This is a genomic window from Hydrogenophaga sp. ANAO-22 (assembly GCF_042466645.1).
In the GTDB taxonomy this organism is placed as follows: Bacteria; Pseudomonadota; Gammaproteobacteria; order Burkholderiales; family Burkholderiaceae_C; genus Hydrogenophaga.
Genome location: NZ_CP159956.1, coordinates 4,512,977 through 4,536,257, shown reverse-complemented (window position 1 = coordinate 4,536,257; position 23,281 = coordinate 4,512,977). Strand labels below are relative to the sequence as shown.

Genomic DNA, 23,281 nt, shown 5'->3' with positions numbered 1-23,281 from the left:
GGGTCTCAAGAGCAATTTCCCGCCCCGCAACGCAACGCACGGGGTTGAACGCTTCTACTCTGGCCCTGCATGCTAGCAAAAGGCAGGCCACATTGGGTTGGCATGCCTCGTGCATACCGGCACCTCGCAGAGTAGAAGCGTTCAGCGGGTGTGCACCAACACCGCCCGCCCGGAAATTGCTCTTGTACGTCTCCCGTGGCCACTCACATGGCCTGCGGGAGTGGAACAAGCCCACCGTCCGGAGCCTTGCCATGCAACGCCGTCACTTCCTCGCCTCTTCGTCCGCCGCCGCCGTCTCGGCCCTCGCCGCACCCACCGTCTGGGGCCAGGCCGCCCCAAGACACACCCCTATCAAGTTCACGCTGGACTTCCGCATCACCGGCCAGACCTCGCCCTTCTTCCTCGCCCAAAGCAAGGGCTACTACAAGGACGAAGGCCTGGACGTGAGCATCGACGTGGGCTCCGGCTCGGTCGCCTCCATCACGCGCATCGCCAGTGGCGTCTACCAGATGGGCCTGGGCGACATCAGCTCGCTGATCGAATTCCAGGCGACCCAGAGCGGCACGCCTTTGGTGCAGGCCGTGTACCAGTACTACAACCGCGCACCGTTCGCGATCATCGGCCGCAAGGACCGGGGCATCACCACCGACTTCCGCAGCCTCGAAGGCAAGAAGATCGCGGCCGCCGCCGTCGAGTCCACCCGCCGCGCCTGGCCCATGGTGGCGCGCAAGCTGCGCGTGAAGAACGACCTCTTCCAGTGGTCCACCACCGACTTCGCCTCGCGCGACAACGTCGTCGTTCGCGGCGACGTGGACGGTGCCACCTACTTCCACGACTCCGCGGTCTCGCTGTTCGCGCGCATGAAGCTCGACGAACTCTCCATCCTCGAATACACCAGCGCCGGCGTGAACCTCTACGGCAACGCCATCCTCGCGAGCAACGCCATGATCACGCAGAACCCCGCCGCCGTGGCCGGCTTCCTGCGCGCCACCAACCGCGCCATCCAGGAGAGCATGGCCGATCCGGTCGCCGCGATCGCCGCCACCAAGCTGCGCGAGCCCATCCTCAACGAAGCCGTCGAACTCGAGCGCTGGCGCATCACGCAGCGCTACATCGCCGCGGCCGACACGCGCAGCCACGGCCTGGGCGATGTCTTCAAGCGCACGCTGGAACAACAGGTGGACGAGGTCGTCGACGTGTTCGGCCTCAAGACCCGCCCGAGCGTGGAAGGCGTGTTCAACCGCGCCATGCTGCCGGCCGCCGGCGACCGGGTGCTCAAGGCATGACGACGGCCACCCTGAACGAGCGCGACGGCGCCTACCTGCGCCAGGCCATCGGCTGGTCGCGCGTGGCGCGCGAGCGGGGCAACCGCCCCTTCGGGGCGGTGGTGATCGCCGACGACGGCCGCGTGCTCGCCGAGGCCTGGTGCAACACCGGCGAGACCGGCGACTGCACCGGCCACGCCGAGACCAACGCGGTGCGCCAGCTCAGCCCGGTGGTGGACCGCGAAACACTCGCGCGCGCCACGCTCTACTCCTCGGCCGAACCCTGCGTGATGTGCGCGGGCGCGATCTTCTGGAGCAACATCGGGCGCGTGGTGTTCGGCATCGACGCCGTGAGCCTGCGCGTGTTCCGCGGCGAACGCGCCGAGCAGCGCGACGCCGAGCTGTCGTGCCGTGACGTGTTCGCGGCCTCGCCGCACCGCATCGAGTGCATCGGCCCCGCGCTGCTGGACGAGGCGAGCGAACCGCACCAGGGCTTCTGGAAAACCTGAGCGCACCGGAGCGCCCCGTAAACTCCCCGCATGCCCTGGCACGCCCAACTCGACCTGAACTACCGCCGCGACGACGCCCAGCGCACCGTGCTGCAGCACGCCCACACCGGGCCGCTGCGCATCCTCAAGAGCCTGTACCCCGAAGGCGAGGGCATCTGCCACAACGTGGTGGTGCACCCGCCCGGCGGGCTGGTGGGCGGCGACGTGCTGGACCTGCGCGTGCACGCGGGCGCCCAGGCGCACGGCCTGCTCTCCACACCGGGCGCCACGCGCTTCTACCGTTCGGACGGCCCGGCCGCCACGCAGCAGGTCGCGCTCGTGCTGGAGGCCGGCGCGCGGCTCGAATGGCTGCCGCTCGAAGCCATCGCCTACCCGGCCTGCCTGGCGCACAACAGCCTGCGCGCCACGCTCGCCGAAGGCGCCGAGCTGATCGGCTGGGACGTGTGCGCGCTCGGCCTGCCCACCGCCGGCCAGCCCTTCGATCGCGGCAGCCTCACCCAGCACCTGGAGATCCCGGGCCTGTGGCTGGAGCGTTCGCACATCGACGCGGCCGACACCCGCCTGCTCGAATCGCCCCTGGGCCTGGCCGGCCAGCGCTGCCTGGGCACGCTGTGGCTGGCCTGCGGCAGCCCGCTCGCGCGCGAGCGGCGCGAGCACCTGCTGGAAGCCGTGCGCGCGCACCTGGACGGCGACCTCCAGGGCGTGCAGGCCGGTGCCACCTGCCCCAACCCGCAGATGCTGGTGCTGCGCGCGGTGGCGCCGCTGGTGGAGCCCTTGATGGCGCTGTTCCAGCGCGTCTGGGGCGGGCTGCGCACCGAGGCCTGGGGCCTGTCGGCGGTGCCGCCGCGCATCTGGCGGGTCTGACCCCGCGCCGCCCCGGCGTCAGGCGGCGGCCGGTACCCGGTTCACCTCGACCGAGATGTGCACCAGTTCCTCGTGCACCCGCAGCAGGCGCTTGAAATCGTCCGGGCCGGCGGCTTCGGCCGTCGCCAGCGACACGATGCACGCGTACTGGTCCGCCCCGACGCGCCACACATGCAGGTCGCACAGCTCGGCCCGCACCGGGCCGGCCGCGATGGCGGCGCGGATCTCCTGCACCACCGGCGTGTCCATTTCAGCGTCCAGCAGCACCCGCCCCGCATCGCGCAGCAGGCCGACGGCCCAGGCCGCCACCAGCCCGGCGCCGACGATGCCCATCACCGGGTCGAGCCAGGCCGCGCCCCAGAGCTTGCCGCCGAACAGCGCCACGATGGCCAGTGCCGACGTGGCCGCGTCTGCCACCACATGCAGGTAGGCCGCGCGCAGGTTCAGGTCCTTCGGTGCGGCGTGGTCACCGTGGTGGTGGTGGTGATGACCGTGGCCATGGTCGCGACCGTGGTCATGCCCATGGCCGCCGCGCAACAGCCAGGCGCAGGCGAGGTTGACCAGCAGGCCCACCACCGCGATGGCGATCGCTTGGTCATAGTGGATCGCCGTCGGCGCCAGCAGGCGCTCCACCGAGTGGTAGAGCATGAACAGCGCCACCAGCACCAGCAGGATGGCGCTGCTGTAGCTGCCCAGGATCTCGATCTTCCAGGTGCCGAACGCGAAGCGACCGTCGCCCGAAAGCCGCCGCGCCGCCACATAGGCCGCCGCCGAAAGGCCCAGCGCCAGGGCGTGCGAACTCATGTGCCAGCCGTCGGCCAGCAAGGCCATGGAGTTGTAGATCCAGCCGCCCGCGATCTCCGCCACCATCATCGCGGCGGTGAGCAGCACCGCCCATTTCGTGTTGCGTTCGGCCAGCGGGTTGCCTTCACCAAAAACGTGCGAATGCCGCCAGCCCGGCAGGGCGTGCGAGTGGTTCATGTCGGTATCCTGTCGAATTCAATATACTCCACCCCAGTATATTCATCTGCAGGAAACACCCCCTCGATGGCCCACACGATCACCGGGAAAAAGAAGCTGCTGGCGCGCGTGCGGCGCATCAAGGGCCAGGCCGAGGCCCTGGAGCGGGCGCTCTCGGGCGAGGCCGAGTGCACCGCGGTGCTGCAGCAGATCGCGGCCGTGCGCGGCGCCGTGAACGGCCTGATGGCCGAGGTGCTGGAAGGCCACATCCGAGAGCACCTGGGCCCCGACGCGGTCGAGCCGGCCCAGCGCGACGAGGACCTGGCGGCGGTGGTGGCGGCCCTGCGCTCCTACCTGCGCTGACCCCCGGCCCGGGCGACGACCGTTCGTCCGCTGCCCGAAAAGCACCGGAATCGCCACCCTCTTCTCCCCCTCATGGTGCGTGGCGCTGGGCAGAATCCTGACATTGCCCCCTTTGCGTCCGCTCATGCCTTCCGCACCCAACCAGCTCCACGACGCCCATGCGCTCGTGATCGAGGGCAACCTGCAATCGCGCTCCATCCTCGTCGCCCAGCTGCGCGACCTGGGCGTGGGCACGGTCGTGCAGTGCTCGCGCCTGGCCGACGGGCGCCGCAAGCTGGAGATGGCGAGCTTCGACGTGGTCATCTGCGAACAGCGTTTCGAGCGCGAGTCCGGCTCCGGACAGGACCTGCTGGACGACCTGCGGCGCAACCAGCTGCTGCCCTTCCACACCGTGTTCGTGATGCTCACGGCCGAGGCCTCCTACGCCAGCGTGGCCGAGGCCGCCGAGTCGGCGCTGGACGCCTACCTGCTCAAACCCCACACCGCCTCGCGCCTGGCCCACCGCATCGTGCAGGCGCGCGTGCGCAAGCAGTCGCTGCAGGACATCTTCAGCGCCATCGACGCGCAGGACTTCGAGCGCGCCGCCAACCTGTGCCAGACCCGGTTCGAAGCGCGCCAGTCCTACTGGCTGTACGCCGCGCGCATCGGTGCCGAGCTGATGCTGCGCGGCGGCCGCGTGGACGAGGCCCAGACCCTGTACCAGGCCGTGATCGAGGCCAAGACCCTGCCCTGGGCCCGCCTGGGCGTGGCGCGGGCCCAGCTGGAAAACGGCCAGCCGGCCAAGGCCGTGACCACGCTGGAGAGCCTGATCCGCGACGATGACGCCTACGCGGACGCCTACGACGTGATGGGCCGCGCGCAGTTCGAACTGGGCAACTTCCAGAGCGCGCTCACCACCTACGAGATGGCCACGCGCCTCACGCCTTCGTCCATCAGCCGCCTGCTCAAGCACGGCATGCTGGCCTACTACACCGGCGAGCGCAGCGAAGGCGTGGAGCTGCTCGACCGCGCCACGCGCCTGGGCCTGGACTCCAAGATGTACGACGCGCAGGCCTTGCTGCTGCTGGCCTTCGCCCGGCTCGACAACAACGACGCGCGCGGCCTGCAGCGCACGGTGGACCAGCTCACCCGGCTGCGCGACCGCAGCCACGCACCCGCGCGGCCACACCGCCTGCTGGCCATGGCCGAGAGCCTGCTCGCGCTGCAGCAGCAGAACACCACGCGCGCCGTCGACGACGTGCGCCGCCTGACCGACAGCGTGCTCACGCCCGATTTCGATTTCGAATCTGCCTGCAACCTGCTCGCCCTGATGGGCCGGCTCGCGATGCGCTCCCTGCCCATGCAGGACGCCGAAGGCGCGGTGGACCGGCTCGCGCTGCGTTTCGGCACCAGCCGCGCCATGACCGAGCTGCTGGCCTGCGCGGCCGGCAGCGATGCGGGGCATGCCGAGCGCATCCGCGCCGCCCACGGCCAGGTGCTGCGCATCTCGCAGGACGCCATGGCCCTGAGCCTCAAGGGCGACCCGCAGGGCACGGTGCAACAGCTGCTCGAAGCCGGTGAACGCACCGGCAACGCCAAGCTGATCGAGTCCGCGCACCAGGTGCTGCAGCGCCACAGCGAGCGCATGGACAGCTACCCGGCGCTGCAGGAACGCGTGGAGGCGCTGCGCGCGCTCTACCGCACCACCGCGCCCATCACCCGCCTGGGCGAGCACACCAGCAGCGGCCAGACCCCGCCGGGCGGCGTCTCGCTGTCGGCCGGCTACAAGCCGCCCAGCCCCGAAAGCCTGACCGGCACCACCGCCCAGCCCGCCGCCTGAGCGCGCCTCAGAGCTCGCAGAACAGGCGCACCACCTGTTCGCGGAACCAGCGGTTGTCCGGGTCGCTCTCGAAGCGGTGGCTCCAGTGCAATGAGACGGTGAAGTTGCAGTCCACGAACGGCGGCTGCACCATCACGCAGCCACCCGAGGCGACAAAGCCGCGCGCGATGTTGCCCGGCATCACCACGCAGAGGTCGGTCGCGCTCACGATCGAGGGCAGCACCATGAAGTGCTCGGTGGTCAGGCGCAGGCGGTCCTGCAGGCCGGTCTGCTCTAGGATGCGCAGCGTGTCGCCGTGCGAACGCACACCCACGAACTCCAGCTTCTGCAAGGCCTTGAGCTGCGCCGCCCCTTTCAGGCGCTTCAAGGGCGCGTGCATGGGATGGCCGGCGCGCATCAGCACCACATAGCGGTCGCGCAGCAGCTCGGTGCGCTGCGTGTCCTTCACCAGCGGCAGGAAACCGAAGGCGAAATCGATCACCCCGGTGTCCAGCGCATCGGCCAGCTGCGCGTGGGCCACCGGGCGGCTGGCCACGCGCACGCCGGGCGCGAGCTGTTGCAGGCTGACCATGAGCTCGGGCAGGAAGCGGTTCTCGCCGATGTCGCTCATGTGCAGGCGGAACAGCCGGCGCGAACGCTGCGGGTCGAAGCCGGTGGACTCGTTGATCGCCTGCTCGACGATGGCCAGCGCGTTCTGCACCGCGCCCGCCAGGCGCTCGGCGCGCGGCGTCGGTTTCACGCCGCCGGGCGTGCGCACGAAGAGCGCGTCCTCCAGCAGCAGCCGCAGGCGGCCCAGTCCGTGGCTCGCGGCCGGCTGGGTCAGGCCCACCTGCTCGGCGGCGCGGCTCACGCTGCCGGCGCGGTAGATCGCCGCGAACAGGCGCAGCAGGTTCAGGTCGATGTCATTGATATGCATGGCATTGATATTCGATATCCCCTTGATCTTATTGCCGAATATGTCACAGACCGTGAAACTCCGCGACTCAACAACAAAACCCACCGGAGACAAGATGAACAAGAGGACCACCCTGACCTGGTTGGCCGCGGCCGCCGGCCTGTGCGCCCTGGCCGCCCTGCCCGCCCACGCGGCAGACCCCACCGAGATCCGCATCGGTTACGCCATTTCCAAGACCGGTCCCTACGCGGGCGGCGCCAGCACCACCGTGCTGCCGAACTACCAGCTGTGGCAGCAGGACCTGGAAAAGTCGGGTGGCATGCTCATCAACGGCAAGCGCGTGCCGGTCAAGTTCGTGGAGTACGACGACCGCAGCAGCTCCGAAGAAGGCGTGCGCGCCGTCGAGCGCCTGGTCAACCAGGACAAGGTCGACTTCATCCTGCCGCCCTGGGGCACGGCGATGAACCTCGCGGTCGCGCCCATCCTGGACCGCCACGGCTACCCGCACCTGACCACCACCATGATCACGGACCGCATTCCGCAGCTGCGCGAACGCTGGCCCAACACCTTCTTCTTCACGCTCACCTCCACCGACTACGCCAACGGCGTCATCGACCTGCTCACGCGGCTGCGCAGCGAGGGCAAGATCAAGGGCGACGTGGCCATCGTCAACGTGGCCGACCAGTTCGGCGTGGAACTGTCCAAGGCGGCGCGCGACGGCCTGAAGAAGGGCAACTTCAACGTCGTCTACGACCAGAGCTACCCGCTGGGCTCGCAGGACCTGCAGTCCATCCTGAACGAAGTCAAGCGCCGCGACCCCGAGGTCTTCCTGGCCTTCAGCTACCCGCCCGACACGCTGGCGCTGACCGACCAGGCGCGCGCCGTGGGCTTCAACCCCAAGCTGTTCTACACCGCCATCGGCACCGTGTTCCCGGTCTTCAAGGACCGCTTCGGCGCCAACGCCGAAGGCGTGCTGGGCCTGGGCGGCGTGAGCCCCGAACTGCCGGTGACCAAGGCCTACCGCGCCCGCCACCTGGAAGTCTTCAAGAAGGAAGCCGACTACAACGGCAGCGCGGTGACCTACGCCACGCTGCAGGTGCTGCAGCAGGCGATCGAGCGCGCCAACAGCATCGAGCGCAAGGCCGTCTCTGCCGAGATCGGCAAGGGCGGCTTCAACACCGTGATCGGCCCGGTCACGCTGAAGAACCGCATCTGGAGCGAGGCCTCCTCGGTCGGCCAGTGGCAGAACGGCCAGTTCCAGCCGGTCTCGCCCGCCAACGCCATTGGCGTCAAGCCGGTCGCGCTGCCCAAGCCGGCCTGGAAACAGTAACGCGTCACACCCGCCCGCACGGCACCGCCCGAACCACGCGCAGACGTGGCGGGCGGCTCGCCTTTTTTCTTTCTCCCACGGTAACGCTCCATGGCATTGATCGACGCCCTGCTCAACGGGCTCACACTGGGCGGCGTGTACGCCCTGATCGCGATGGGCCTCACGCTGCAATACGGGGTGGCCCGCATCATGAACCTGGCCTACGGCCAGATGCTGATCGCCGCCGCCTTCGCCGCCTACGCCCTCTTCACCACCTTCGCGCTGAGCCCACTGCTGGGCCTGCTGCTGATCGCGCCCGCCGCCTTCGCCCTGAACTGGCTGCTCTACCAGCTGCTGCTCACGCCGCTGGTGCGGCGCGCCAAGACCAGCGAAGCGCTGGAGGTGGACAGCATCCTGGCCACCTTCGGCCTGCTGTTCGTCATCGAGGGCATCGTGCTGGTGATCTTCGGCGGCAACTACTACAACTACGACTACCTGGGCCAGGTGATCACGCTGCTGGGCTCGCCGCTCAAGGCCAACCGCCTGCTGGCCCTGGGCTTCGCGGTGGTGATCGGCATCGGCCTCTACCTCGTGCTGCACCACACGCGCCGGGGCACGGCGCTGCGCGCGGTCGCGGTCTCGCCCACCTCGGCGCAGCTGGTCGCGATCGACGTGCGCAAGGCCGCCGCCTTCGCGTTCGCGCTGGGGGGTGGCCTGGTGGCCGCCAGCGGCACGCTGGTCAGCATGTTCTTCACCATCAACGCGTCCATGGGCGTGGTCTTCACCATGAAAGCCCTCATCGTCGTGATCATGGGCGGCGTGGGCAACCTCATGGGCTGCCTGGTGGCGGGCCTGCTGCTGGGCCTGACCGAAAGCCTGGTGGCCACCTTCGTAGCGCCCGGCCTCACGCTCGCGGTCACCTTCGGCCTGTTCCTGCTGGTCCTCATCATCCGCCCCACGGGCATGTTCGGAAAGGCCGGGGCATGAAGCGCGGCGACATCGTGTTCGTCACGCTCGGCGTGGCGGGGCTGGCGGCCTGCGCGCTGCTGCCCTTCTTCGGCAGCGGTTACGCCATGTCGATGGCGATCAACCTGCTGATCTTCACCGTGCTGGCCACGGCCTGGGCCCTGTTCTCGGGGCCCACGGGCTATGTCTCGCTGGCCACGGTGGCCTTCTTCGGCCTGGGCGTGTACGTGGCCGCGGTGTTCGGCGAGGCCTGGCCCTGGCCGGCGGTGCTGGCCACGGCCGCGCTCGCCGCGCTGGCGGTGGCGCTGCTGGTGGGGCTGGCCACGCTGCGGCTGCGCGGCGTGTACTTCGTGATCTTCACCTTCGGCCTGGCCGAGCTGATCCGCCAGGTCGTGACCTGGTACGAGGCCAACCACTCGGGCTCGGTCGGGCGCTACCTGTTCCTGGACATCGAGCAGAAGCACATCGTCTGGCAGCTCACCGCCCTGGCCACGCTGGTCTACCTCGCGGGCTGGCTGGTGAAGCGCTCGCGCGTGGGCCTGGCGCTGCGCATGATCGGCGACGACGAGATGGTCGCGCGCCACTGCGGCGTGCACACCACCTTCGCCAAGCTGCTGGTGTTCGGCATCAGCGCCATGTTCATGGCCCTGGCCGGCGCCATCGTGGCGCCGCGCTGGACCTACATCGACCCGACCATCGCCTTCAACCCGGTGGTCTCGTTCCAGGTGCTGATCATGGCCCTGCTCGGTGGGGCCGCGCGCCTGCACGGCCCGGTGCTGGGCGTGATCCCGCTGGTGCTGCTGTTCGAATTCCTGTCGGCCAACTTCCCGAACTACTTCAGCATCCTGCTGGGCTGCACCTTCCTCGTCATCGTCTACCTGGCGCCGCGCGGCATCGTGGGCCTGATGGACCGCCTGCAGGGAGGCAAGCCATGAGCGCCCCCCTGTTGCAGGTGAACGGCCTGGTCAAGCGCTTCGGCGGTCTGGTCGCGGTCAATGGCGTGGACTTCTCGGTCGCCCAGGGCGAGATCGTCGGCCTGCTCGGGCCCAACGGCTCGGGCAAGACCACGGTGATCAACCTGATCTCGGGCGCGCTGCCGCCCACGGCCGGCTCGGTGGCCCTGCAAGGCCAGGCACTGACCGGGCTGCCGGCCTTCCGCGTGGCGCGCGCCGGCGTGGCCCGCACCTTCCAGCTGGTGCGCGTGCTGGGCTCCATGGACTGCGTGGAGAACGTGCAGGCCGGCCTGGCCTTCGGCACGCAGAACCTGCCGCAGCGCGCCTCGCGCGCGCAGGCCCTGAAGCTGCTGGAGCGCGTGGGCATGGCGGACTTCGCCCACACCACCGCCAGCGAACTCACCTACATCAACCAGAAGCGGCTGGAGCTGGCGCGCGCGCTCGCGCTGCGGCCTCGCCTGCTGCTGCTGGACGAATGGCTGTCCGGGCTGAACCCGTCCGAGCTGGTGGACGGCATCGCCCTGTTGCGCTCGCTGCGCGAGGAAGGCATCACCATGCTGATGGTGGAACACGTGATGGAGGCGATCCGCGCGCTGTGCGACCGCTGCGTGATCATGAACGCGGGCAGCCGCATCGCCGACGGTCCACCGGCCGCCGCGCTGGCCGAGCCGGCCGTGGTGCGCGCCTACCTGGGAGACGACGATGCTTGAAGTCAGCCAGGTCAGCGCGAGCTACGGCCACCACGTGGCGCTGCAAGGGGTGGACCTGCACATCGGCGCGGGCGAGGTGGTGGTGATGCTGGGCGCCAACGGCGCCGGCAAGTCCACCCTGCTCAAGTGCATCGCGCGCCTCATTCCCTCCCTGCCGGGCAGCCGCATCGCGCTCGACGGCCAGGACCTGCTCACGCTGCCCGCCCACGCCGTGGTGGAAGCCGGCATCGCCCTGGTGCCCGAGGGCCGCGGCATCTTCGGCGAGCTGAGCGTGCGCGAAAACCTGCAGCTTGGTGCCCACGCGAAACGCGCGCGCGCCGGTGAGAAAGAGCAGCTGCAGCGGGTGCTGTCCATCTTCCCCAAGCTGGCGCAGCGCATGGGGCAGATGGCGCAGACCATGAGCGGCGGTGAACAGCAGATGGTGGCCATCGGCCGCGCGCTGATGTCGCAGCCGCGCGTGCTGCTGCTCGACGAGCCCTCGCTCGGGCTCTCGCCCATCATGACGGGCGAGCTGTTCCGCGCGCTGGCGCAGATCCGCACCCTGGGCGTGAGCGTGCTGCTGGTGGAGCAGAACGCGCGCCGCAGCCTGCGCATCGCCGACCGGGGCTACCTGCTGGAGAACGGCCGCATCGTCGGCCAGGGGTCGGCGCAGGACCTCGCGCAGGACCCGGCCGTGCAGCGCGCCTACCTGGGCGGCGTCGCCACCGAAGGCGTGTCCGCATGAGCCCTCATCTGCGCTCGCGCCCCGAGACCGTGGTCTGGGGCTTCCTCGCGCCCGACGTGCCGCCGGTGCTGCGCATCGCCTCGGGCACCACGGTGGACATCGACACCGTCAACGCGCTGTGCGTGCCGCCCGATGCGCCCGAGGCCTTCTTCGAGCGCCACGGGCTCGCGCTCACCGACGCCGCGCAGGACATCTGCGACATCGTGAGGACCGTGCCCAAGGACATCGGGCCGCACGTGCTCACCGGCCCGATCCACATCGACGGCGCCGAACCCGGTGACGTGCTGGAGGTGCGCATCCACGAGGTCGAGCCACGCGCACCGCACTACGGCGTCAACTTCACGCGGCCCGGCGCCGGCAGCCTGCCCGATCTGCTGCCCGAGCCGCGCACCCAGGTGCTGCCGATCGACATGGCGCGCCGCACCGCCCGCTTCCGCGAGGGGCTGGACATCCCGCTGCGGCCCTTCATGGGCATCCTGGCGGTGGCGCCCACCTCGCGCGTGTCGTCGATCCCGCCCGGGCGCTTCGGCGGCAACATCGACCTCAAGCACCTGGTGCCCGGCGCGCGCCTGTACCTGCCGGTGCAGGTGCCGGGCGCGCTCTTCTTCACCGGCGACGGCCACGGCGTGCAGGGCAACGGCGAGGTCAACCTCACCGCGCTGGAAACTTCCATGACCACCCGGCTGGAGTTCGTGTTGCACAAGCGCCGGGCGCTCGCCTGGCCCATGGCCGAGACGCCCAGCCACTACATCGTGATGGGCCTGAACGAAGACCTCGACACCGCCGCCGCCGACGCGGTGCGGCGCGCGGTCGAGGTGCTGCAGGCCTTCGCGGGCGTGGACACGGGCGAGGCCTACGCGCTGGCCAGCCTGGTGGTGGACTTCGAGGTCACCCAGCTCGTGGACGGCGTCAAGGGCATCCACGGCTGCATCCCCAAATCGCTGGTCGCCCCCACGGCCGAGGCCTGGTGGGGGCCCGCGCCATGACGAAACCCGAATCCCGGACAGAAAGGACCCCCGTGTCGGACTTCGAAGGACAACATTGCGTGCTCACCGGCGGTGCCGGCAGCATCGGCCTGGCCGCCGCCCGCCAGCTGCTCGCGCGCGGCGCCTCGGTGCACCTGGTGGACCGCGACCCGGCCCTGCTCGAAGCCGCGCGCCAGGCACTCGCGGCCGAAGGCCATGGCGAACGCGTGGGCACCAGCGCCGCCGACGTGAGCGACAGCCGCCAGACGCAGGACTACCTGGCGCAGGCCGTGGCGCGCGCGGGCGCCATCGACTTCCTGTTCTGCAACGCCGGCCTCAACGGCGAGATCGTGCCCATCACCGCCTACCCCGAAGACGTGTTCGACACCGTGATGGCGGTGAACGTGCGCGGCACCTTCCTCGCGCTCAAGCACGGCCTGCCCCTCCTGCGCGACGGCGGCAGCGTGCTGATCACCTCCAGCGTGATGGGCGTCACCGCCGACCCCGGCGTGAGCGCCTACGCCACCTCCAAGCACGCGCTGATCGGCCTGATGCGCGTGGCCGCCAAGGAAGTGGCGCCGCGCGGCATCCGCGTCAACGCCATCGCGCCCGGCCCCACGACCAACGGCTTCCAGAACGACATCGAGCGCCGCCTGAGCGACGTGGTCGGGCGCGATGCCACGCAGATGCTCAACGAGGCCATCCCGCTGCACCGCCACGCCCAGCCCGAGGAAATCGCGCGCATGGTGGTGTTCCTGGCCTCGGCCGGCAGCAGCTTTTCCACCGGCGGCGTGTTCATGGCCGACGGCGGCATGCACATCTGACCCATCCCGCAAAAAAGAAAGGACCCCACACCATGCCCGAACTCGCCACCCATGAATTCTGGAAAGACCTCAAGCCGATCGAGAAGGTCTTCCAGCCCGACGCCCTGCCCGAGGTCTACATCCCCAACGCGCCGACCGAGGACGAGCGCCTCTACGTGCCCTTCACCGAGACCGTGTCCTCGCGCCCGCTGTGGATCTCGCCGAGCCAGAACAAGTGGTGCGACATTCTGATGGCCAGGAAGGCCGGCCTGGTCAACCGCCACTACCACCCGCATCAGGTTTTCGCCTATACGATTTCCGGCAAATGGGGTTATCTTGAGCACGAATGGACCGCGACCGCGGGCGACTTCGTCTACGAGACCCCGGGCGAGGGCCACACGCTGGTGGCCTACGAGCACAAAGACCCGATGAAGGTGTTCTTCATCGTCGAAGGCCCGCTGATCTGGCTGGACGATCAGGGCGAGTCGAACGGCTACTTCGACGTGCACCAGTACATCGCCCTGTGCCGCGCCCATTACGAGAAGGTCGGCATCGGTGCCGCCTTCGTCGACACCCTGTTCCGCTGACCCTGGAGAGCCCGCACCGTGGAAGTTTCATTCAGCCAGGAAATCGAATCGCTGCGCCTGGGGGACGGCCAGACCTTCCACGGCGAAGGCATCCTCGCCATCACCAAGGCGCTGCTGCAGTCGGGCGTGGCCTACGTGGGCGGCTACCAGGGCGCGCCGGTCTCGCACCTGCTCGACGTGATGGTGCAGGCCAAGCCCTACATGGACGAGCTCGGCGTGCACGTGGAGGCCTGCTCCAACGAGGCCTCGGCCGCGGCCATGCTGGGCGCGTCCATCCACTACCCGCTGCGCGGCGCGGTCACCTGGAAGTCCATCGTGGGCACCAACGTGGCGGCCGACGCGCTGTCCAACCTGGCCTCGCCCGGCGTCACCGGCGGCGTGCTGGTGGTGGTGGGCGAGGACTACGGCGAAGGCGCCAGCGTGATCCAGGAGCGCACGCACGCCTACGCGCTCAAGTCGAGCATGGTGCTGCTGGACCCGCGGCCCGACCTGGAGCGCATGGTGCACATGGTCGAGCAGGGTTTCCGCCTGTCCGAGGCCTCGAACATGCCGGCGCTGATGGAGCTGCGCATCCGCGCCTGCCACGTGCGCGGCAGCTTCACGGCCAAGGACAACGTCAAGCCCGCGCTCTCGCGCCACAACCTGATCGAGGAGCCGGCGAGCTTCGACTACAACCGCCTGGCCCACCCGCCCGTGACCTTCCGCCACGAGAAGCTCAAGAGCGACGAGCGCATTCCGGCCGCGCGGCGCTACATCGTCGAGCACGGCCTGAACGAGCACTTCGACGGCGCGCACCAGGACCTGGGCCTGATCGTGCAGGGCGGCCTGTACAACACCCTGATCCGCGCGCTGCAGCAGTTCGGCCTGGCCGATGCCTTCGGGCGCAGCGCCATCCCCATGCTGGTGCTCAACGTCACCTGCCCGCTGGTGCCGCAGCAGCTCACCGACTTCTGCGTCGGCAAGCGCGCGGTGCTGATGCTGGAAGAGGGCCAGCCCGAGTACATCGAACAGGAGCTCGCCACCCTGCTGCGGCGCGGCGACATCCAGACGCCGCTGCACGGCAAGGACATGCTGCCCAACGCCGGCGAGTACACCGCCGAAGTCATGGCCAACGGCCTGGCGCACTTCATCGGGCGCTACCTGCAGGACCCGGCCACCCAGGCCGTGACCGACGCCGCGCGCGCCTGGCTGCAGGGCAACCAGACGCGCCGCCAGGAAGCCGCGCAGCAGCTGCAGGCGCCGCTGCCCGCGCGCCCGCCCGGCATGTGCGTGGGCTGCCCCGAGCGGCCGGTGTTCTCGGCCCTCAAGCTCGCGCAGCAGGACGTGGGGCCGGTGCACATCGCAGGCGACATCGGCTGCCACGCGCTGGCCACCTTCGAGCCCTTCTCGTTCGGCCATTCCATCCTGGGCTACGGCATGAGCCTGGCCAGCCGCGCCGGCGTGTCGCCGGTGATGAAGCGGCGCGTGCTCTCCGTCATGGGTGACGGCGGCTTCTGGCACAACGGCCTGCTCACCGGCGTGCAGTCGGCCCTGTTCAACGGCGACGACGCGGTGCTGCTGATCTTCAAGAACGGCTACACCTCGGCCACCGGCACGCAGGACATCATCTCGACCCCCGGCGACGAGGCCAAGGAAGCCGCCGCCGACAAGCTGCAAAGCCTGGCCCACACCAACCAGACCATCGAGACCACGCTCAAGGGCCTGGGCGTGCAATGGATGCGCACGGTGCACACCTACGAGGTGGACACGGTGCGCGCCACGCTCACCGAGGCCTTCACCACCGAGTTCCAGGGCCTGAAGGTGATCGTGGCCGAGGGCGAATGCCAGCTGGAGCGCCAGCGCCGCATCAAGCCCTGGATCGCCAGCCTGCTCAAGAAGGGCCGGCGCGTGGTGCGCGTGAAGTACGGCGTGGACGAGGACGTGTGCAACGGCGACCACGCCTGCATCCGCCTCTCGGGCTGCCCCACGCTCACGCTCAAGGACAACCCCGACCCGCTCAAGGTGGACCCGGTGGCCACCGTCATCGACGGCTGCGTGGGCTGCGGCCTGTGCGGCGCCAACGCGCACGCGGCCACGCTGTGCCCGTCCTTCTACCGCGCCGAGGTGATCCAGAACCCGCGCTGGCACGAGCGCCTGATCCATTCCCTGCGCGGCAGCGTCGTGCGTCTGCTCCAACCGGCCTGAACATGCCTACGTCCCAACAACCCATTTCCCTGCTGCTCTGCGCCCTCGGTGGCGAGGGCGGTGGCATCCTCACCGACTGGCTGGTGGACACCGCGCGCCACGCGGGCTACCCGGCGCAGGCCACCTCCATCCCCGGCGTGGCGCAGCGCACCGGCGCCACCACCTACTACCTGGAGGTCTTCCCGGTGCCCACGGCCGACCTGGGCGGGCGCCGGCCGGTGTTCGGCCTCAACCCCCTGCCCGGCCGGCTCGACGCGCTGGTGTCCTCCGAGCTGCTCGAAACCGGCCGCCAGATCACCAACGGCCTGGCCTCCAGCACGCACACGCTGGTGATCAGCTCGTCCGCGCGCGCCCTGACCACGGGCGAGAAGATGGTGATGGGCGACGGCCGGCGCGACAACGCCGAACTGCTGGCCCTGGTGAACAAGCACAGCCTCGCGCGCCACGTGCTCGACATGGCCGCGCTCACCAAACAGGCCGGCACCGTGGTCAGCGCGGTGATGCTGGGCGCGATCGCGGGCAGCGGTCTGCTGCCCTTCGCACGGCGCGACTACGAGGCGGTGATCGCCGAGAGCGGCGGCGGCGCCAAGGCCAGCCTGCGCGGCTTCGCGCTCGCCTTCGATGCGGTCAACGCGCAGCGCACCCAGGCCGCCTACGTGGAACAGGTGCTGGCGACCGAAGGCGCCGCCGCGCCCGCGCCGCCGCAGACCGCCCTGCCCGAGGCGCTGCGCCGCGAATTCCCGCTGGAGGCGCACGGCATCATGGCCCTGGGCCATGCGCGCGTCTGCGAGTACCAGAACGCGGCCTACGGCGAGCGTTATGCCCAGCGCCTGCGCCGCGTGCTGGCCGCCGAGACGCTCGGCGACCCGAAGAACCTGCACGGCCACCGCACCACGGTGGAGATGGCGCGCTGGGTCGCGCTGTGGATGGCGTTCGACGACATCGTGCTGGTGGCCGACCTCAAGAGCCGCGCGAGCCGCCAGGCGCGCGTGCGCGGCGAGGCCAAGGCCGGCCAGGACGACCTGCTGCGCGTGTACGACCACTTCAAGCCCGGCGCGCCCGAGTTCGCGGCCATGCTGCCCGAGGGCCTGGCGCAGCGCGTGCTGGCCTGGGACCGCCGGCGCGTGGCCGCCGGCCAAGGGCCCTGGGCGCTGCCGCTGAAGATCGGCACGCACTCGGTGCTGGGCATGCTCGCGCTGCGCGGCCTGGCCGCGTGCAAGCGCCTGCGCCCGCTGGGCAGCCGCTTCCACACCGAGCAGGCGCTGATCGACCGCTGGGTCGACGCCGTGGTGCAGCTTGCCGCCATGCACGCCCCGCTCGCGCACGAGGTGGCGCTGTGCGGCCGCCTCATCAAGGGCTACGGCAGCACCAACGAGCGCGGCAAGGACAACCTGCTGCACATCATCGACCACCTCGCCCTGCCCGCGCTGGCCGACCCGGCGAGCGCCACCCAACGCGCCCAGGCCGTGGCCGCCGCGCGCAACGCCGCGCTGAGCGACGAGGCCGGCAAGGCGCTGGACCAGGCGCTGCGGCAACACGGCGCGCCCGCGCGCCCCGTCAAGGCACAGCCGATCCGCTGGCAGCACAATCCCCGGCTCAAGGCCAAACCGGCCTCGACGCCCTGACTTTCCGTTTTTCACAACAAAGGAGACCCGCATGAAGCACCACCCCACCCCCCTGTCTTCGCTGCCCTGGCGCCGCGCGGCCGCCACCGCCCTGCTCACCCTGGGCACCGTGACGGGCGCGCTCGCGCAGGCCTTCCCGGACAAGCCGCTCAAGGTCATCGTGGGTTTCCCGCCCGGTGGCGCGGCCGATCAGATCGCGCGCCTGGTGTCCACGCCGCTGGCCACCGCGCTGGGCCAGCCGGTGATCGTGGAGAACCGGGCCGGTGCCAACGGCAACATCGCGGGCGAGGCGGTGGCGAAATCGCCCGCCGACGGCTACACCCTGCTGCTGAGCTCGGGCGGCATGGTCTCGGTCAACCCGCATCTCTCGCGCATGAGCTTCGACCCGGTGAAAGACCTCACCCCCGTGGCCTCGGCCGCGCGCGTGCTGGTCTACCTGATGGCGCGGCCCACGCTGGAGGTGAAGAACGTGCAGGAACTGGTGGCCATGGCCAAGGCCAACCCCGGCCGCATGAGCTACGGCTCGGCCGGCAACGGCAGCTCGCCCCACCTCGCGGGCGAGATGCTCAAGGCCCAGACCGGCATGTTCACCGTGCACGTGCCCTACCGGGGCGCCGCGCCCGCGCTCAACGACCTGATGGGCGGGCAGATCGACTACTACTTCGACCCCGGCATCGGCCTGGCCCACGCCAAGGCCGGGCGCACCAAGCTGCTCGCCGTGGGCAGCCTCAAGCGCTCGCCGCTGTTCCCCGACGTGCCCACGCTGGACGAAGCCGGCCTCAAGGGCTTCGACGCCGACACCGTGTTCGGCTTCTACGCCCCGGCCGGCACGCCGCCGGCCGTGATCACGCGCATCAACGCCGAGGTCAACAAGATCCTGGCCACCGCCAGCGTGAAGGAACGCATCACCGCGCTGGGTGGCGAAGCCCTGCCGCTCACGCCCGCCGAATTCGGCAAGCGCGGCATGGACGACTCGCAGCGCTTCGGCGCGATCATCCGCGACCGCAAGATCACGGCCGACTGAACGCGCGGCCGGCCTTCATCACGCCATGTAGACGGCGATGAAGGCCAGCATGAAGATCTGCAGCACGCCCATGGCGGGCAGCATGAGGGGCATGTAGTGCACCACGGAGTCGAAGATATCCTCGGCCTCCTCGTCGGTGTAGACCCTCAATTCCGGGTCCGAGTAGTCCTTCGGATGCTCGGCCAGGGCCTGATCGGGGGCGGGCTGGGTGTGCGGGGTGTGCATGGCGGTCCTCTCGCAGTGAGTGATGCGCCTGGACGGGCAAACGGTGTTCCCGCGCCCTCCGCCTCACTGTCCGGGGGGCGTGGACGAATCATCCCCCTTTTCGGCAAATCCTTCCACCCACCCTGACCTGCGGCTCAGATCGCCACCAGCTGCCGGATGCCCTTGGCCTGCATCTCGCTGCCCGGCCCGCTGGCGATCACCTCGCCGCGCTCCATCACGAGGTAGTGGTCGGCCAGGGCCTCGGCAAAGTCGTAGTACTGCTCCACCAGCACGATGGCCATGTTGCCCCGGTCCGCCAGCATGCGGATCACCTTGCCGATGTCCTTGATGATGTTGGGCTGGATGCCTTCGGTGGGCTCGTCCAGGATCAGCAGCTTGGGGCCGGCGGCCAGGGCCCGCGCGATCGCGAGCTGCTGCTGCTGACCACCCGAGAGGTCACCGCCCCGGCGGCCCAGCATCTGCTGGAGCACCGGGAACAGCTCGAACAGCTCGGCCGGGATGGGCGTGCTACCCTTCTTCGTCGCCAGGCCCATGAGCAGGTTCTCGTGCACCGTGAGACGGCCGAAGATCTCGCGGCCTTGCGGCACGAAACCCACGCCCAGGCGCGCGCGCTCGTAGGGCGTGGCCTTGTGGATCGGCACACCGTCGAGCTCGATGCTGCCGCTCTTGATGGGCACCAGGCCCATCAGCGACTTGAGCAGCGTGGTCTTGCCCACGCCGTTGCGCCCCAGCACCACGGTCACCTGGCCGAGTTCGGCTTGCAGGCTGACGTTGCGCAGGATGTGGCTGCCGCCGTAGTACTGGTTGACATCTTTGACGTTCAGCATGGATCTCACCTTCCGAGGTACACCTCGATCACCCGTTCATCCGCCTGCACCTGATCCAGCGTGCCTTCGGCCAGCACAGACCCATCGCACAACACCGTCACCTTCTCCGAGATGGTGCGGATGAAGCTCATGTCGTGCTCCACCACCATCAGCGAATGTTTGCCTTTCAGCGAGAGAAACAGCTGCGCCGTGCGCTCCGTTTCCTCATCCGTCATGCCCGCCACCGGCTCGTCCAGCAACAGCAGCTTGGGGTCCTGCATCAGCAGCATGCCGATCTCCAGCCACTGCTTCTGCCCATGGCTCAGGTTGCCGGCCAGGCGCGAAGCGCTGTCGGCCAGGTGGATCGTGTGCAGCACCTCCCCCAGCCGGTCCTTCTCCTCGCCGGTGAGCACAAACAGCATGGAATGGCGCACCCGCTTGTCCGTGGCCAGCGCCAGCTCCAGGTTCTCGAACACGCTGAGGTGCTCGAACACCGTGGGCTTCTGGAACTTGCGCCCGATGCCCATGGCGGCGATCTCGGCCTCACGGTAGCGCAGCAGGTCGATCGTGCTGCCGAAGAAGACCTGGCCCGCGTCGGGCCGGGTCTTGCCGGTGATGATGTCCATCATCGTGGTCTTGCCCGCGCCGTTGGGGCCGATGATGCAGCGCAACTCGCCGGGCGCGATGTCCAGGCTCAGGCCGTTGATGGCCTTGAAGCCGTCGAAGCTCACGTGCACGTCTTCCAGGTACAGGATGCGGCCGTGCGTGGTGTCCACCTCGCCGCGCACCACCGGGCGCGAGAAACCGGCCTGGCGGCCGCCGGATTCGGTCGCACCGCCCAGGGCCAGCGCGGCCACGCGTTCGGCGCGCTTCGCGCCCTCTTCCATCAGGTCGGGCGTCATGCCGGGTCTCCCTTCTTGGCCGGGCGCAGTTTCTTCACCAGGCCCACCACGCCCTGCGGCAGGTAGAGCGTGACGACGATGAACAGCGCGCCCAGCACGTACAGCCAGTACTCGGGAAAGGTCACGGTGAGCCAGCTCTTGGCGCCGTTGACGATGAAGGCGCCGAGGATGGGGCCGATCAGCGTGGCGCGGCCGCCCACCGCGGCCCAGATCGCGATCTCGATGCTGTTGGCCGTGCTCATCTCGCCCGGGTTGATGATGCCGACCTGCGGCACGTAGAGCGCGCCGGCCACGCCGCACATCACGGCCGAGATGGTCCAGATGGTGAGCTTGTAGGGCAGCGGGTTGTAGCCGCAGAACATCACGCGGCTCTCGGCGTCGCGCACCGCCTGCAGCACGCGGCCGAACTTGCTCTTCACCAGCCAGCGCGCGAACAGGTAGAAGCCCAGCAGCGTGAGGCCGGTGAGCACGAACAGCGCCATGCGCATGTTCTGCGTGGCCAGCGGCAGATCGAGGATGCGCTTGAAGTCGGTGAAGCCGTTGTTGCCGCCGAAGCCGGTCTCGTTGCGGAAGAACAGCAGCAGCGCGGCGAAGGTGAGCGCCTGCGTGATGATGGAGAAGTACACGCCCTTGATGCGCGAGCGGAACGCGAAGTAGCCGAACACGAAGGCCACCAGACCCGGCACCAGCACGATCAGCAGCAGCGTGGCGATGAAGCTGTCGGACAGCGCCCAGTGCCAGGGCAGCTCCTTCCAGTCCAGGAACACCATGAAGTCGGGCAGCTCGCTCTTGTAGTTGCCGTCGGTGCCGATCTGGCGCATGAGGTACATGCCCATCACGTAACCGCCGAGCGCGAAGAACAGGCCGTGACCCAGGCTCAGGATGCCGGTGTAGCCCCAGATCAGGTCCATGGCCAGCGCGCAGATGGCGTAGCACATGATCTTGCCCAGCAGGCCGACCATGTAGTCGCTCAGGTGGAAGACGCTGCCCTCCGGCACGAACAGGTTGAGCAGCGGCGCCACGGCACAGACCACCAGCAGCGCGACCACGAAGGCGCTCCAGCCGGCGCGCGTGAGCAGCGGGCCGTGCGAGGGCAGGACGACGGGGGCGCTCATGCCTCCCTCCCTTTCATGGCGAAGATGCCCTGAGGTCTCTTTTGAATGAACACGATGATGAAGACCAGCACCGCGATCTTGGCGAGCACGGCGCCGGCCCAGCCTTCGATGAACTTGTTCAGCATGCCCAGCCCCAGCGCGGCGTACACCGTGCCGGCCAGCTGGCCCACGCCGCCGAGCACCACCACCATGAACGAGTCCACGATGTAGTTCTGCCCGAGGTCGGGGCCCACGTTGCCGATCTGGCTCAGCGCGCAGCCGGCCAGGCCGGCAATGCCCGAGCCCAGCGCGAAGGCGTAGGTGTCGATGCGCGCGGTGTTCACGCCCATGCACGAGGCGATGGGGCGGTTCTGCGTGACGCCCCGCACGAACAGGCCCAGGCGCGTCTTGCCGATCAGCAGCGTGACGCCCAGCAGCACCGCGAGCGCGAAGCCGATGATGATGATGCGGTTCCAGGGCAGGTTGAGGTTGCCCAGCAGGGTGATGCCGCCGCTCATCCACGAGGGGTTTTCCACGCCCACGTTCTGCGCGCCGAACAGGCTGCGCACGGCCTGCATCAGCACCAGGCTGATGCCCCAGGTGGCCAGCAGCGTCTCGAGCGGCCGGCCGTAGAGAAAACGGATCACCGTGCGCTCCATGGCCGCGCCGACCAGACCCGAGGCCAGGAAGGCCACCGGCAGGGCGACCAGCAGGTACCAGTCGAAGTACTCGGGCAACGAGGCGCGGAAGAAGCTCTGCACCAGCCAGGTGGCGTAGGCGCCGATCATGATCAGCTCGCCGTGCGCCATGTTGATCACGCCCATGAGGCCGTAGGTGATCGCCAGCCCCAGCGCGGCCAGCAGCAGGATGCTGCCCAGGCTGATGCCGGTGAAGGCCTGGCCCAGCGCGCTGCCGATGGCCAGCGTGGTGTCCAGGCTGGACAAGGACGCCTTCAAAGCCGCCTTCACCTGGGCGTCTTCTTCCTTCTCCATCTGCGCCATCAGCAGCGGGCGCACGACGGGTTGCTTGGCCTCGCCGAGCTTCTCGGCGGCAGACAGGCGCTGCGCCGGGTCATCGCTCGCCAGCAGCACCGCCGCCCGCGCCAGCTCCAGGCTCTGGCGCGCGCGCGGGTCGAGTTCGCCGGCCAGGGCCTTGTCGATCAGCGCGAGCTGGCTGGTGTCGGGTTCCTCGAAAGCGGTGCGCTGCAGGGTGCTGGCCGCTTCGCGCTGGCGCTCGGGCGGCGCGCCCACCAGTTCCATGCCGGCCAGCGCGTTCTCCATCGCGCTGCGCAGGCGGTTGTTGACCATGATGTCGCCGGCGTCCTCGGGCAGCGCCGCGAGTTTCTCGCCGGTCACGGCGTCGATCGCGCCCTCGCCTTCGGCGATGAGCACCCGCTCGCCCTGCAGGCGCACGGCCTCGTCGGCCATGGCCTTGATCAGCGCAGTGGCTCGTTCGTCGGGCTCGGCGGCCAGGCGGTTGAGCGTGTCGATGCGGGTGTCGGTGTCGCCATCCACCAGCGCGAGCGCGTCGGCCGGGGTGAGCGCGTGGGCCACGCCGAGCGCCATCCAGAGCGCCAGCCCCAGCCCCAACACACGGAGCCAACGAATCTTCATATCAATCCCTAAAAGCCAGACCGGATGGCGCGCCAACACGCCAGAACCAGGGGCATCGAGGGTCCGGCTCCGCCGGCCCAAGATGCCGTCCCCCTCCCAGCGCCGAAGGCGCGCCA

Annotated in this window: 23 protein-coding genes; 16 read left to right on the top strand and 7 right to left on the bottom strand. The window is 69.5% G+C overall.

Going from position 1 to position 23,281, the window contains the following annotated elements; genetic code table 11:
- The first annotated feature begins 251 nt into the window (after positions 1-251).
- From ABSY19_RS21890 to ABSY19_RS21880, 3 genes are read left to right on the top strand one after another with little or no spacing between them, the layout of a single operon-like run.
- Complete coding sequence (locus ABSY19_RS21890) at positions 252-1,286, top strand: ABC transporter substrate-binding protein (protein WP_382155797.1); 1,035 nt, start codon at positions 252-254, stop codon at positions 1,284-1,286.
- Positions 1,283-1,774: a nucleoside deaminase gene (locus ABSY19_RS21885; RefSeq protein WP_382155795.1), complete on the top strand. Its 492-nt coding sequence runs from the start codon at positions 1,283-1,285 to the stop codon at positions 1,772-1,774. The genes ABSY19_RS21890 and ABSY19_RS21885 overlap by 4 nt, the downstream gene beginning before the upstream one ends.
- A 30-nt stretch (positions 1,775-1,804) precedes the next feature.
- Positions 1,805-2,638, top strand: coding sequence for an urease accessory protein UreD (locus ABSY19_RS21880; protein WP_382155792.1), 834 nt, complete (start codon positions 1,805-1,807; stop codon positions 2,636-2,638).
- A gap of 18 nt (positions 2,639-2,656) precedes the next feature.
- Here the strand turns inward: ABSY19_RS21880 and dmeF are convergent, their stop codons facing one another.
- Positions 2,657-3,619, bottom strand: coding sequence for a CDF family Co(II)/Ni(II) efflux transporter DmeF (dmeF, locus tag ABSY19_RS21875; RefSeq protein WP_382155789.1), 963 nt, complete (start codon positions 3,617-3,619; stop codon positions 2,657-2,659).
- Between the two features lie 66 nt (positions 3,620-3,685).
- On the opposite strand from dmeF, the gene ABSY19_RS21870 reads away from it, so the two are divergent.
- Both ABSY19_RS21870 and ABSY19_RS21865 read left to right on the top strand, forming a co-directional pair.
- On the top strand, positions 3,686-3,961 hold the full coding sequence (locus tag ABSY19_RS21870; protein ID WP_382155786.1) for a metal/formaldehyde-sensitive transcriptional repressor: 276 nt from the start codon (positions 3,686-3,688) through the stop codon (positions 3,959-3,961).
- 124 nt (positions 3,962-4,085) lie between these two features.
- The gene (locus ABSY19_RS21865) at positions 4,086-5,780 is read left to right on the top strand and encodes a tetratricopeptide repeat protein (RefSeq protein ID WP_382155783.1); all 1,695 of its coding nucleotides are present in this window, start codon (positions 4,086-4,088) and stop codon (positions 5,778-5,780) included.
- 7 nt (positions 5,781-5,787) lie between these two features.
- On the opposite strand, the gene ABSY19_RS21860 is transcribed toward ABSY19_RS21865, so the two are convergent.
- Entirely contained in the window at positions 5,788-6,696 is a 909-nt protein-coding gene (locus ABSY19_RS21860) for a LysR family transcriptional regulator (RefSeq protein WP_382155780.1), read from the bottom strand.
- Between the two features lie 94 nt (positions 6,697-6,790).
- Here ABSY19_RS21860 and ABSY19_RS21855 point away from each other — a divergent pair, with 94 nt between their 5' ends.
- The 11 genes from ABSY19_RS21855 to ABSY19_RS21805 all read left to right on the top strand — a co-directional run bounded on the left by ABSY19_RS21855 (position 6,791) and on the right by ABSY19_RS21805 (position 18,525).
- Entirely contained in the window at positions 6,791-8,005 is a 1,215-nt protein-coding gene (locus tag ABSY19_RS21855) for an amino acid ABC transporter substrate-binding protein (RefSeq protein WP_382155778.1), read from the top strand.
- A gap of 90 nt (positions 8,006-8,095) precedes the next feature.
- The gene (locus ABSY19_RS21850) at positions 8,096-8,971 is read left to right on the top strand and encodes a branched-chain amino acid ABC transporter permease (protein WP_382155775.1); all 876 of its coding nucleotides are present in this window, start codon (positions 8,096-8,098) and stop codon (positions 8,969-8,971) included.
- Entirely contained in the window at positions 8,968-9,885 is a 918-nt protein-coding gene (locus ABSY19_RS21845) for a branched-chain amino acid ABC transporter permease (RefSeq protein ID WP_382155772.1), read from the top strand. Before ABSY19_RS21850 ends, ABSY19_RS21845 begins: the two co-directional genes overlap by 4 nt.
- A complete protein-coding gene (locus tag ABSY19_RS21840) occupies positions 9,882-10,613 on the top strand; it encodes an ABC transporter ATP-binding protein (protein WP_382155770.1) in 732 nt (243 codons plus the stop codon). The genes ABSY19_RS21845 and ABSY19_RS21840 overlap by 4 nt, the downstream gene beginning before the upstream one ends.
- On the top strand, positions 10,606-11,337 hold the full coding sequence (locus ABSY19_RS21835) for an ABC transporter ATP-binding protein (protein ID WP_382155767.1): 732 nt from the start codon (positions 10,606-10,608) through the stop codon (positions 11,335-11,337). Before ABSY19_RS21840 ends, ABSY19_RS21835 begins: the two co-directional genes overlap by 8 nt.
- Positions 11,334-12,323, top strand: a complete 990-nt coding sequence (locus ABSY19_RS21830) for an acetamidase/formamidase family protein (RefSeq protein WP_382155765.1) — start codon at positions 11,334-11,336, stop codon at positions 12,321-12,323. The genes ABSY19_RS21835 and ABSY19_RS21830 overlap by 4 nt, the downstream gene beginning before the upstream one ends.
- Positions 12,324-12,355: 32 nt before the next feature.
- A complete protein-coding gene (locus ABSY19_RS21825) occupies positions 12,356-13,126 on the top strand; it encodes an SDR family NAD(P)-dependent oxidoreductase (RefSeq protein ID WP_382155763.1) in 771 nt (256 codons plus the stop codon).
- A gap of 32 nt (positions 13,127-13,158) precedes the next feature.
- On the top strand, positions 13,159-13,692 hold the full coding sequence (locus ABSY19_RS21820) for a 2,4'-dihydroxyacetophenone dioxygenase family protein (RefSeq protein WP_382155761.1): 534 nt from the start codon (positions 13,159-13,161) through the stop codon (positions 13,690-13,692).
- A gap of 18 nt (positions 13,693-13,710) precedes the next feature.
- On the top strand, positions 13,711-15,876 hold the full coding sequence (locus tag ABSY19_RS21815; RefSeq protein WP_382155758.1) for a thiamine pyrophosphate-dependent enzyme: 2,166 nt from the start codon (positions 13,711-13,713) through the stop codon (positions 15,874-15,876).
- Between the two features lie 2 nt (positions 15,877-15,878).
- A complete protein-coding gene (locus tag ABSY19_RS21810) occupies positions 15,879-17,501 on the top strand; it encodes an indolepyruvate oxidoreductase subunit beta family protein (protein ID WP_382155755.1) in 1,623 nt (540 codons plus the stop codon).
- A gap of 31 nt (positions 17,502-17,532) precedes the next feature.
- Positions 17,533-18,525: a Bug family tripartite tricarboxylate transporter substrate binding protein gene (locus ABSY19_RS21805; protein ID WP_382155752.1), complete on the top strand. Its 993-nt coding sequence runs from the start codon at positions 17,533-17,535 to the stop codon at positions 18,523-18,525.
- 18 nt (positions 18,526-18,543) lie between these two features.
- Here ABSY19_RS21805 and ABSY19_RS21800 read toward each other — a convergent pair whose 3' ends face one another.
- The 5 genes from ABSY19_RS21800 to urtB all read right to left on the bottom strand — a co-directional run bounded on the left by ABSY19_RS21800 (position 18,544) and on the right by urtB (position 23,165).
- Entirely contained in the window at positions 18,544-18,750 is a 207-nt protein-coding gene (locus ABSY19_RS21800; RefSeq protein WP_291121965.1) for a hypothetical protein, read from the bottom strand.
- 134 nt (positions 18,751-18,884) lie between these two features.
- Positions 18,885-19,577 carry an urea ABC transporter ATP-binding subunit UrtE gene (urtE, locus tag ABSY19_RS21795; protein WP_382155749.1) on the bottom strand — a complete coding sequence of 231 codons (693 nt, stop codon included), beginning with the start codon at positions 19,575-19,577 and terminating at the stop codon, positions 18,885-18,887.
- 5 nt (positions 19,578-19,582) lie between these two features.
- Positions 19,583-20,458 (bottom strand): urea ABC transporter ATP-binding protein UrtD, encoded by an 876-nt coding sequence (urtD, locus tag ABSY19_RS21790; protein ID WP_382155746.1) that lies wholly within the window; start codon positions 20,456-20,458, stop codon positions 19,583-19,585.
- Positions 20,455-21,573 (bottom strand): urea ABC transporter permease subunit UrtC, encoded by a 1,119-nt coding sequence (gene urtC / locus ABSY19_RS21785; RefSeq protein ID WP_382155743.1) that lies wholly within the window; start codon positions 21,571-21,573, stop codon positions 20,455-20,457. Before urtC ends, urtD begins: the two co-directional genes overlap by 4 nt.
- Positions 21,570-23,165 carry an urea ABC transporter permease subunit UrtB gene (urtB, locus tag ABSY19_RS21780; RefSeq protein WP_382155740.1) on the bottom strand — a complete coding sequence of 532 codons (1,596 nt, stop codon included), beginning with the start codon at positions 23,163-23,165 and terminating at the stop codon, positions 21,570-21,572. Before urtB ends, urtC begins: the two co-directional genes overlap by 4 nt.
- Positions 23,166-23,281: the final 116 nt, after the last annotated feature.